This window comes from Marinicellulosiphila megalodicopiae (genome assembly GCF_045862395.1).
Taxonomy (GTDB): Bacteria; Pseudomonadota; Gammaproteobacteria; order Pseudomonadales; family Natronospirillaceae; genus Marinicellulosiphila; species Marinicellulosiphila megalodicopiae.
Map to the genome: position 1 here is coordinate 2,984,734 of NZ_AP023087.1, position 12,123 is coordinate 2,996,856.

General features: G+C 35.5%; 9 protein-coding genes. 8 read left to right on the forward strand and 1 reads right to left on the reverse strand.

The window, feature by feature from the left end; all coding sequences use genetic code 11:
• From hslU to TYM08_RS12915, 7 genes are all read left to right on the forward strand, one after another.
• The gene (gene hslU, locus TYM08_RS12885; RefSeq protein WP_422379554.1) at nucleotides 1-1,320 is read left to right on the forward strand and encodes an ATP-dependent protease ATPase subunit HslU; all 1,320 of its coding nucleotides are present in this window, start codon (nucleotides 1-3) and stop codon (nucleotides 1,318-1,320) included.
• A complete protein-coding gene (locus tag TYM08_RS12890) occupies nucleotides 1,317-1,691 on the forward strand; it encodes a gamma-butyrobetaine hydroxylase-like domain-containing protein (protein ID WP_422379555.1) in 375 nt (124 codons plus the stop codon). Before hslU ends, TYM08_RS12890 begins: the two co-directional genes overlap by 4 nt.
• Before the next feature lie 8 nt (nucleotides 1,692-1,699).
• Nucleotides 1,700-3,175, forward strand: a complete 1,476-nt coding sequence (ubiD, locus tag TYM08_RS12895) for a 4-hydroxy-3-polyprenylbenzoate decarboxylase (protein ID WP_422379556.1) — start codon at nucleotides 1,700-1,702, stop codon at nucleotides 3,173-3,175.
• A complete protein-coding gene (locus TYM08_RS12900) occupies nucleotides 3,168-3,833 on the forward strand; it encodes a hypothetical protein (protein WP_422379557.1) in 666 nt (221 codons plus the stop codon). Before ubiD ends, TYM08_RS12900 begins: the two co-directional genes overlap by 8 nt.
• Before the next feature lie 3 nt (nucleotides 3,834-3,836).
• On the forward strand, nucleotides 3,837-4,685 hold the full coding sequence (locus tag TYM08_RS12905) for a hypothetical protein (protein WP_422379558.1): 849 nt from the start codon (nucleotides 3,837-3,839) through the stop codon (nucleotides 4,683-4,685).
• Between the two features lie 198 nt (nucleotides 4,686-4,883).
• Nucleotides 4,884-6,242, forward strand: a complete 1,359-nt coding sequence (locus TYM08_RS12910) for a tetratricopeptide repeat protein (RefSeq protein WP_422379559.1) — start codon at nucleotides 4,884-4,886, stop codon at nucleotides 6,240-6,242.
• Between the two features lie 9 nt (nucleotides 6,243-6,251).
• Complete coding sequence (locus tag TYM08_RS12915; RefSeq protein ID WP_422379560.1) at nucleotides 6,252-8,807, forward strand: FecR domain-containing protein; 2,556 nt, start codon at nucleotides 6,252-6,254, stop codon at nucleotides 8,805-8,807.
• Between the two features lie 142 nt (nucleotides 8,808-8,949).
• Here the strand turns inward: TYM08_RS12915 and TYM08_RS12920 are convergent, their stop codons facing one another.
• Entirely contained in the window at nucleotides 8,950-10,431 is a 1,482-nt protein-coding gene (locus TYM08_RS12920; protein ID WP_422379561.1) for a sigma-54-dependent transcriptional regulator, read from the reverse strand.
• Between the two features lie 331 nt (nucleotides 10,432-10,762).
• Here TYM08_RS12920 and TYM08_RS12925 point away from each other — a divergent pair, with 331 nt between their 5' ends.
• Nucleotides 10,763-11,362: a flavin prenyltransferase UbiX gene (locus TYM08_RS12925; protein ID WP_422379562.1), complete on the forward strand. Its 600-nt coding sequence runs from the start codon at nucleotides 10,763-10,765 to the stop codon at nucleotides 11,360-11,362.
• Nucleotides 11,363-12,123: the final 761 nt, after the last annotated feature.

Below are 12,123 nucleotides of genomic sequence, written 5' to 3' on the forward strand. Positions count from 1 at the left end.
ATGAGCCATATGACCCCTAGAGAAATATCAAACGAATTAGACAAACACATCATTGGTCAACATAAAGCAAAACGAGCCGTTGCCATTGCATTACGTAACCGCTGGAGACGCATGCAATTAGATGAAGCCATGCGTGAAGAAGTCACCCCTAAAAACATTTTAATGATAGGCCCAACAGGTGTCGGTAAAACCGAAATCGCACGTCGATTAGCAAAATTATCCAACGCACCGTTTGTTAAAGTAGAAGCCACTAAATTTACTGAAGTGGGTTATGTGGGTCGTGATGTTGAATCCATTATTCGTGACTTGGTAGAAACCAGCATTAAAATGCAACGTGAAATTGAAAAAAACAAAGTCACTCCTCTTGCACACGATGCCGCCGAAGATCGTATTTTAGATATTTTATTACCTCCAGCACGAGATGAAGAAAACGAAGAAAAAACAGACTCAACAACACGACAAATTTTCAGAAAGAAACTACGTGAAGGTGAATTAGACGATAAAGAAATTGAATTAGACCTCGCCGCCCCATCAGTGGGTGTTGAAATCATGGGACCTCCTGGCATGGAAGACATGACGAATCAACTTCAAGGTATGTTCAGTCAAATGGGCAATAAGAAAAAACAGAAACGTAAAGTAAAAATTAAAGAAGCTTTAAAATTATTACAAGAAGAAGAAGCGTCAAAACTATTAAATGAAGAAGAAATCAAAGAAACGGCTATCAGAACTGCTGAACAAAACGGCATTGTATTTATTGATGAAATCGATAAGGTTGCAAAATCAAGCGGCAGTGGCGGCGAAGTCTCTCGTGAAGGGGTTCAGCGTGATTTACTGCCCTTAATTGAAGGTTGTACCGTTAATACTAAATTTGGCATGATCAAAACCGATCACATCTTGTTTATTGCATCGGGTGCATTCCATTACGCGAAACCTTCAGATTTGATTCCTGAGCTACAAGGTCGCTTGCCAATTCGTGTTGAATTAGAAGCATTATCGCCAAATGATTTTGAACGTATTTTAACTGAGCCTGATTACTCATTAACTCAGCAGTATATTGCGTTATTAAAATCAGAAGGCTTAGACATTAACTTCTCTAAAGAAGGCATCGAACGTATTGCTAAATTAGCCTTTGATGTGAATGAAAACACAGAAAACATCGGCGCTCGTCGCTTACATACATTACTTGAGCGTTTACTTGAGTCCATCTCCTTTGAAGCGTCTGAATTGTCAGGTCAAATCATTAACATCGATGCTAAATACGTTGATGATCAACTGGGCGAGCTTGCTAAAAACCAAGATTTAAGTCGATTTATTCTATGACCCCAAGTGATGTAAAAATTCAAAAACAACAAAAACAAATGGCCTTGATCTATAAAGATCAAGCGCCTGCTTATTTGTCTTTTGAATTTCTTCGTGTGCATTCACCATCCGCAGAAGTTCGCGGTCATGGTGTAGGACAAGAAACCTTACAAGTCGGTAAAAAAGACGTATTAATTTCACAAGTTGAGCCTTCTGGAAATTACGGCATTAAGATCAGTTTTAGTGACGGTCACGATTCAGGTATTTTCAGTTGGGAATATTTGTATCAATGCGCTCAAAATCAAACACAAATGTGGGACAGTTATCTTCAAAAACTTGAAGAAACCAATCAAACTCGCATACCTTCTACCATCTCATTTAAAGCACTTTAGTCCTCATTATGGTTTATAAAGATCTGCGCGATTTTATCGAGCAACTAGAACAAAAAGGCGAGTTAGTACGTATCACTCAAGAAGTGGATCCCTATTTAGAAATGACTGAAATAGCCGATCGAACGTTACGAGCAAAAGGCCCTGCACTTTTATTTGAAAATCCAAAAGGCAGTGACATTCCTGTGCTTGCCAACCTTTTTGGCACAACCAAACGTGTGGCTATGGGCATGGGTGCTGATGATATTTCTCAGCTTCGTGGTATAGGTGAAACGCTGGCATTTTTAAAAGAGCCAACCCCACCAAAAGGGTTAAAAGACGCTTGGGATAAAATGCCGATCTTTAAGCAAGTCATCAATTTGGCACCTAAAATGGTGAAAAAACCGGCTTGTCAGGAAGTCATTTTAGATGAAGTGGACTTAACCAAATTACCGATTCAAACTTGTTGGCCCGATGATGCCGCCCCTCTTGTTACATGGCCGCTAGTGATTACTAAAGGCCCATTTCAAGATAGACAAAATCTAGGTATTTATCGCCAGCAATTAGTCGGTAAAAATAAATTAATCATGCGCTGGTTATCTCATCGAGGCGGCGCGATTGATTTCAAACAATTCCAAAAAGAATTTCCGGGTAAACCTTTTCCTGTAACGGTCGCACTTGGTGCAGATCCCGCCACCATATTAGGGGCTGTGACACCTATACCTGACAGTCTGTCTGAATACGCCTTTGCGGGTTTATTACGCGGTAAACGCACAGAATTAGCCAAATGTGTGACCAATGAATTACAAGTACCTGCCAGTGCTGAGTTTGTTTTAGAAGGGTTTATTTATCCTGACGAAATGGCACCTGAAGGTCCGTTTGGAGATCACACCGGTTATTACAATGAAGTGGACAACTTCCCCGTATTTACTGTGGAGAAGATCACACATCGTAAAAAACCTATTTACCACAGCACCTATACAGGACGTCCACCTGATGAACCTGCTATTCTTGGTGTGGCGCTGAATGAAGTGTTTATTCCTTTATTACAAAAACAGTACCCTGAAATCGTCGACTTTTATTTACCACCTGAAGGTTGTTCATATCGCTTTGCAGTAGTGACGATTAAAAAACAATATCCAGGTCATGCTAAACGCATCATGATGGGAGTTTGGTCATTTTTACGCCAATTTATGTATACTAAATTTGTTGTAGTATGCGATGACGACATCGATGCAAGAAATTGGGAAGATGTAATTTGGGCCATGACCACACGTATGGACCCGATTCGTGACACAGTCATGATTGAAAACACACCCATAGATTATTTAGATTTTGCCTCGCCAGTGTCTGGTTTAGGCTCAAAAGTCGGATGGGACGCCACCAATAAATGGGAAGGCGAAACCACTCGAGAATGGGGAATCCCCATTGAAATGAGTGATGACATTAAACAAAAAGTTGATTCCATTTGGGATGAGTTAAATATTTTCGGAAAACACAATGATTAAACTGGTTTTAAAACACACTCACAATGTGAATGAACACATAAGACAATTCGAATTTGATTACGATCATTCTGTAGCTTTTCATGCAGGTCAATATTTAGAATTAATTATTGCAGGCCAAGAAAATTTGTATTTCACCATTGCAAGCTCTCCATGTGAACAACGATTAATTTTATTAATTGAAAGTAAAACAGCTATTTTGATTGAATCGCACTGCTTGACTAATGGATATATAGAAAGCAAAACACCACAAGGTGAATGCCACATACATAATTTTGAACAACCAATTAAAAACTTAATGTTAGTTGCTTCAGGGTCAGGATTCAGTCAAATGCGAGCCATTTGCCAGGATATTATTCTGAACAATCAAAATATCAATGTGACTTTTATTTGGGCAAGTAATGAATTTTTTGAACTGGATTTAATTCAATCCTGGCATCAAAAAGTCAATGTGGTAATGAGTAAAATTGAAGATGACAGTCTAAAACACCAACAACTGACCAATTTATGCTTACAACATTTAACTGATGACATTTCAGATACAGCTGTCATAGCCTGTGCGTCGCCAGATTTTGTATACCCCCTTAAAGATTTATTAATAGCAAAAGGGTTAGATTCTAAAATGATGCTAGCCGATGTTTTTCAGTTTATGCCAAGGTAAATCATGATGTTACCTGACTTAAAGTTAAGACAAACACCCATAAGCACATCGCCTTCAGCTAGCTTTACTTGGTTTCTTGAGACGTTCAAACTGATTAAAGGTAATCTGTTACAGTTTTACTTAGTAACATTAATCACCCCAATACTCATGTTTTTATGCTCTGTTTTTGTTCCATTTTTAGGTATTATTCTATCGTCAATAATTTATACATTTTATTGTGCCGCTATGTTTAATGCCTGTTTAAAAAAACAGAAAACCCAATCATTAACTTTTAGTGATTTCTTAACTTTTAACCCTCAAACTATTAAACCGTTAATGGTGATCTCTACACTTTTTTTAAGTTTAAATATCTTATTCTCAATACCCTTTCAAAGTTCCATTTCAGAATTTGTTAAAATCATTGCTATGGAAAACAAAGTCATTGAAGACTTTTCCTATGAAACATTAAGTCTTTATTTTAATGAGATTCAAACTAAATACCCAGAAATCACATCTAAGTTAATAAGCTCATTTGCAATTTTTGTAATTGGTCTATGCATTATTGAAGCAATGATGTTTTTCACCCCAGGCATTATAAGCATCCATAAAAATATAAATATCATGGATGCTATTAAACTTAATTTCATAGGATTATTGAAAAATTCAATTTCATTTATCACATATGGACTTATCCTATCCGTCATTCTTTTATGTTTGTTTTTTATATTGAATTTTTTCGGGGTTTTCTTATTTTTTATGTTATTAAAAGTCAGCAGCTTTGCCGCCTACCAAGAAATATTCGTTGAAATCAAAACAAATAAAGACCACCAAGCCCCTTATAATAATACAGACTTGGACAGTCGAGACTTTTAACCCCTATCCCATTTAAACGCGCTAACAAATGTTAACTCAGCTCGTTTCATCCTCATTTTTTAAAATATTCACGTTCAAAGTGGCACTTAGCCAATCCTAGGTTACTCTTAATCTAAGTGTGGGTGAATTTCATTTTATAGTTACCTTCACCCAAATAATCAACATTACGTTTACTAACAATGTTTGGGCTTTCTTTATATGAAGTGGTTTTTTGTTCTATTACAACGTTTTATCATTTATATATCCTTTATAGGCATAATGACGTCAAATGCCGCAGCAAATTCAGATGAAATTAATCCTGCGCATTTACTTTCTTTAGAATCAGCGTTACAAAAACAACAATTTGCCAAAGCATGGGAAATTGCCATTCAATTACAAGACCAATACGAAGGCTTAGAAGTTTTCGATTTCTTATACGCAAGAGCGGCCATTGAAAACAAAGAATATGAACTCGCGGTTTTTGCTCTAAACCGTGTAATCGTTGATAAACCTAACGAGCTGAGAGTGCACCTAGAAATGGGCAGAGCGCTGTTTTTTAACAATCACCTCACTCAAGCGAACAATCATTTTGATTTTGTATTAAGTCAAAATCCCCCTGAGAATGTGGCAGTAAAAATAAACCAATATAAACAAGCCATAGACAGTATTTTGAACCAACGAGCTACGACCTACTTTAAATCGGCATCATTTTTAATGGGTGCGACTAATAATGTGAATAGTGCGCCTGATGATCACATACTCACAGCGACCAATAATATAATAGGTTTAACCGAAGTCACTAAACAACGCTCTGACGCATTTATTAATATTGTTGGAACTATTGGCGTAATTAAACCTTTAGATGCAACCAGTACCTTAAAAGCCAATACTAGCTTAAGTATCAAACAGGGTAACGATAGCGAAGGACTAAGTAATCAAGTCACGTTATCTGGTGCACTTACGTACACAAAAACAATTAATGCCTATACTTTTTCACCTTTTACGCAAATAAGCTTAAATAATAGCAATCATGATTTTTCAGGGGCGGGTTTAATCTTGGGAATTGCTGCTCCGTACAAAATTACACAAAAATTATTCTTTAATGGATCGAGTAATTTTTCAATCAATACTGACAGTAATAGTGAAATTGCCAACACAAATTTTAGCATTAATTCCACCCTGACTTATGCAAATCCAAAACATCAAAATACAGCTTCATTCACAATCATGAGCTTATCATTAAAAGAACAAACCCTCGCGCACAACGCCTTTAACGCACTAAACATCTCGTATATTTTAAATAGCACACTCTCAACAAAATTTAAAAACACTGCGTTATTAAGTGTAATGGGAAAATCATTTAAAGATTCTGACCCTATATTTTTAGACCCTGATGATTCAACCAGTGCTGCAACTCGCGCAGACGCACAAGTTGTATTTAGCAATCAACTCAGTTTCCACAAAAGTGAGAAATCCCAATATTTTGCTAAACTCAATGCAATGAAACAGTTTAGTAATATTGAAATTTATAAATTAACTAAATTCGATTTTTCTGTCGGTATGAATTTAACATTTTAGAGGTCTCGCATGAAATATTTCCTTTATGTTACTTTGTTAGTAAGTAGCCTCTTTTCCAGCACTGCCATCGCTCAAGCAGAACACATTGGTATCATAATCAAAGCGAGCGGCGATGCATTTGTAGTGAGAAATGAAACAGATCAAATAGATTTAAGACGTCGTGATAAAATTTTTGAAGGCGATCGAATCATCACCGCTGGAAAGTCCACCCTGCAAATTCGTTTTATCGACAAAGCTATGTTAGCTCTTCGTGAAAACAGCGAAATTATTATTGAAGAATATCACTCCAAACAAGATCAACAAGAAGAAAAAGTATTAATGGAATTATTATCAGGTGGGTTTCGAACCATCACTGGTAATTTTGGCAAAGCGTCGGCAGATGGTTATGAAGTGAAAACACCAGCAGCCAGTATTGGGATTCGTGGTACTGACTATGAAGCAGTTTTAGCAGATGGTGGCGAATTAGCTCTTGGTGTATGGAGTGGAGGAATCAGTGTTGCAAATGATAGCGGTAAAATTGATTTAGGTGGAGACACTGGCTTCAGTTTTGGAACTGTAAAGAAAAATGCTTCTCCGAAAGGATCATTAACCCCTCCTGAATCTTTAAATCAAAAAGTGGAAATGGTAGAAGAAGAATCTGAAGAGACTGAGGAAAAAACTAATTCAGAAGAATCAGAATCAGAATCAGAATCAGAATCAGATGAGTCTGAAACCGATTCTAAACCAAGCGGCCAGGATCAAGAAGATGAGACAAAGGATGACAATAAAAATTCTGACGAAGGACAATCTGAGCAATCAAATAATCAAACAAATGAAGAAGGCAATCAAAACGATGAAACTGATGTTACTGATGTTACTGATGTTACTGATGTTACTGATGTTACTCAACCTATAACAGAAAATGCAAACACAAAAAATACAACGGTACAATCTGAAGCAGATATATCCTCTCCCATACCATTAAACTTACCAATAATTGAAAGTATCACAACTATTGAAACTACGACAATTGAACAATTAATAAAAGAGCCAATCAAAACAGAAACTGCTGGCAATACCAGATTAACTGGCAATCAAATTGAACAAATTAAAAATAATCCAAATATTGGAATGGTATTTTTTGCAGAGGATCTAAGAAAACCAATTTACGCACCAGTTTTACAATCTAACGTTGAATTGCATTTACAAAACTTTGGACATGGCATTAAACCGGCCACATTTATTAGTGAAAATCCTTGGAAAATTATCGAAGTTGAAAATGGCAGTTATGCAACAGAATCCATTTCGATTCATTATATGGATATGTATGCCATGATTGATTTAAATTCAAATAGTGAAAACAGCCTTATAGATAGCATGCAATCACAAATGGATAGTTATTTTGGTATAGGCTCAATGCATGTATTGATAAATGATGCAGGTCACCTAGTTATTCAAGCTTCAGATTCTTCAGATTCCTCTTTTAGTATTGACACGACCTCTGCTATTAATTTTTCAAATGATTTAGGCATTAGTAATTCAACTTTTTCCACTTTGAATTTTGATAATAATGTTTCATTTAATATTTCAGTTAAGTTAAACGGTGTTGAATTTACTTACCCAATTAAACTTGATAAATCTCATGTTAGTGTTAATGATTTAATCAATGATATTAATGAAGACTTACCTGCTGACGCCAAGATAATAGTTAGACAATCAGAAACTGGAATTGAATTTATTGCTATGAGCACATCTGAAAACAGCAACATTCAAATTACAAATATTCAAGGCAATGATGAATCATCCAACCAATTAACTGCAGCACTAGGTGGGATCACAGAAAATCAACCCAGCGCGATTGCACAATCCAACGATGGGCAATCTATGCATTTTGGCTATGTTTTAGAAAATCCCGACGGGACAATTACATTTATAACTTATGAAAACGAATCTACCGACGTTTTAAACGGTGAGTTCTTGGATCCTGAGTTTGTATTAAATGGGGGCAGTTCTGTTACATTGGAACGAGAATCAAACATAGGTGGCCGTAATAATATTAGTTGGGGATATTGGAATCTTAGCGAAGAAAATCAGGCTACATTAACCCCAAGTTTAGATTCAGAAGAACAACCTCAGTCATTTAGTGATCGCTTATATTTTATTGATGCTTCGCCTGCTAAAGCGGGTCAATTAGTTGGACAAAAAACATTTAACAGCACAGGTGATTTTTTAGGTTCTTCTGATGCTGGTGATGTGACTCAAATATCAGGCAGCATGCAAGTTGACTTTAGCAATGCAAAATTAACTGGAAATTTAAACGTTGAAGTGGGCTTATCCCAAAACTGGAATGTTCAATACGAAGGACAAGTTAATAATGCTACAGTACAAATGAGTAATGTCTGGGGGGCTGCAACTTTTGATGATGGCACTCAACATGATGCTAGTGGTGAAATGGGAGGTATTTTTGCAGATCCTGGGGATACTTATGTTGGTGGATTTAATTTACAAACCACTGATAATTCAGAACATCACGTGGAGGGCGTATATTTAATGGAAGAAGACGCTACAATTGAAATGGATCAATAAATACTTAATTTAAATTGTCAGCCTTCCTGATTATTTTTTAGAATGAATTCAGTAAATACGATTTTTAAATTAAAAAAAAGCGGCTAGTGCCGCTTTTTTTTATCAGAGGTTCCTTAATTATAATTTGAATTTTTAATTATATTTATAAACCCACTACTTCTTTTCTATTTAATTGATATTTGCGCATTTTTTCTACTAATGTAGTACGTCGAATATGTAATTTCTCAGCCGCTCTAGCCACAACACCGTTTGCATCATCTAAGGCTTGTTTAATAAGATTACACTCTAGATTCGTTAAATATTCTTTTAAATCCAGACCATTTACAGGCAACAGTGCTTGTTGATCTAAACTTGCTTCAATGGATGTCACACCACGCTGAGAATTAACTTCACCGGGTTCAAATTGAGGTAAATTATCTTTGATGTTTTGTTCATCATGATCATCAATATGTCGGTATTTTTTAGGTAATTCTTGAACACCAATCACTCCGAAAGGATGTAAGATTGCAAGTCGTTCAACCAGGTTTGCCATTTCTCGAATGTTTCCTGGCCAATCATGTCGTGCAATGGACATAATTGCTGCAGAATTAAATCGAATGGATCCACGTTTTTCATTTTCTAATCGAGAAATCAATTCATTTAATAAAATTGGAATATCTTCATAACGCTCACGTAATGCAGGCATTTCAATTGGGAAAACATTCAATCGGTAATATAAATCTTCACGAAAAAGATTTTTTTCAATCATTGATTCTAAATTACGATGCGTTGCAGCAACAATTCTAACATCCGTTTTCATTGTTCGATTGCCACCTACACGCTCATAAGTATGTTCTTGCAATACACGTAAAAGTTTAACTTGCATATTAAGTGGCATATCGCCGATTTCATCTAAAAACAATGTCCCGCCTTCAGCTAACTCAAACCGTCCAGCACGGGAAGATACAGCCCCTGTAAAAGAGCCTTTTTCATGGCCAAACAATTCACTTTCTAGTAGCTCCGCTGGGATCGCCCCACAATTAATTGGAACAAACGGTTTATTTCTTCGAGGAGAATTATAGTGCAGATTACGTGCAACCACTTCTTTACCAGTACCCGACTCACCTTGGATTAAAACAGTGACATCTTTATCGGCTACTTGGGCCATCATTTCTCGTACATTTTGGACTGCACGGGAACTTCCCACTAATGAACGAAATAATTGTGGTTCACGACGACTGTCTCGTCCACGTGTTAAATCATATTGTTCACGATAAACTTGAGCACGATGAAGGGTGTCTAATAATTTATTATAGCTAGGAGGAAATGCAATGCGACCAATTATTCGTCTTTTATAATCTTCTTCAAATTGAGTTTCATCTTGGTTTTGACCTAAAAATACAATAGGCAGTCCATTATCCCATTGGATGATTTCTTTAACCATCTCAATGCTACTATTTTGAGTTTCACCTAACATGATCGTAACGATTTCATCACTGCTTTGAAAATACTCCTTGCTCTTCTCTAACCAATTCTGACTTTTTAACGACACGGCTTCTTCACCTAAAAAATCTAAAATCACTTTTAAATCATGTCGTCTTGTCTCGTCATCATCTATGATCAAAACTTTAATTTCTCGCCACATACGATGTGTCACTCCCTTAGTAATAATATATCAATTATAATTAGCAATATTCTGAACATTGATTGAATTTCTATACTTTTTTAGAATTTTCAGGTCAGATCGTACTTTTGCATAGATCGAGCCAAAGTTCAATTTTTAGTCAGCTTTTTGACCAATTTTTTCTACACTTAAGTAAAGACCGCATTCCTTCTCCTGTCAAATATATGACTTAAAAAAATATGTTTTTTAATGAAAATCAAACAAAACTAAAAATAATAAGTACAATATGACAAAAAGTGTCCATTTACGACTTTTGGATTTCCACCCATTTATTTCACAATATGAGCCTAATATGACAACCCCAATCACAATAGCTTTAACAGGTGCTTCTGGAGCGCAATATGGACTTCGTTTAATTGAATGTTTAATTTTACAAAATCAGGATGTTTATTTACTATTTTCAAAGGCCGCTTTAATTGTCATTGCAACGGAAACAGAATTAAAATTACCAAATCAACCCAAAAAAATTCAAGAATTATTAACACAAAAATACCAAGCTCGACCAGGACAAATTCAAGTTTTTTCACAAGAACAATGGACCGCCCCTATTGCTTCAGGGAGCTCTAAAAGTAACAAAATGGTAATTTGTCCTGCAAGTTCAGGTACATTAGCTGCGATTGCAAATGGTATGTGCGAAAATTTAATTGAACGTGCAGCTGATGTTTTTTTAAAAGAACGCCGCCAATTAATTATTGTTCATCGAGAAACCCCATTACATGCGATTCACTTACAAAACATGCTGACATTAACACAAGCAGGAGCAGTGATAATGCCGGCCTCTCCTGGCTTTTATCATAACCCAAAAACTATTGAAGATATGATTGATTTTATTGTCGCTAGGATTTTGGATCATTTAAAAATTGATCAGTCCTTAGTTAAACAATGGGGCTAATAATTGAGTTAAGCATTCTATTGAGTTAAACATTCTAATTTGTAAGTGTTTATGATGCAAAAACTCATAAATACTGCGCAAATAATTTAAAATACAAACTTATCCTGTTGTTGATTTATAATGAGCTAAGTTCAGATAATACCAGCTTAATAATAAGTAAAATCGAGATACATCAAAAGTAAACGTACATTATTAGAAAATAAACCAGCATTTTAAACGCGTCAATCATTAGAAAACAAGCATCTGACCGTCCAATATTTAATCTTATTCAAAGGCTCCATTTGTTGGAAACAGAGATAGGAATATGGTAAAACACTAAAAGATTTTATGAATTTTTAGTTTTATTTCAAGCCAATAAAAAAGATTTTAGAATTCGCATCATCAGCTAAACTTTAATAACCGCCCACCGCATTTAAACTCATAAAACATAATTTACAAGAGATACAAGGCGTTTTGTTTTTGTTGAATCCAGATATTGAAAAAATTTAAAAACATAAAATTTTGTTTTATCTATAGAGGCACACAACTTTCAGGGCTGTTGGATATGAAAATATTTCAAAATAATTGCATCCCACTATTACCTAATCACTTAGCATTTCTGAATGGTTTGATTCAAAGATCCAATCCGATAATAATTTGAAAACAAATTTACAATGAGCTGCTTTTAATTAGATTAAAAAATCCATCACTTAATATTCACAAAATAATTCAAGTTTAATTCAGCTTAGCCGACTTAATATTCAACCTAAGAACAAATCTAA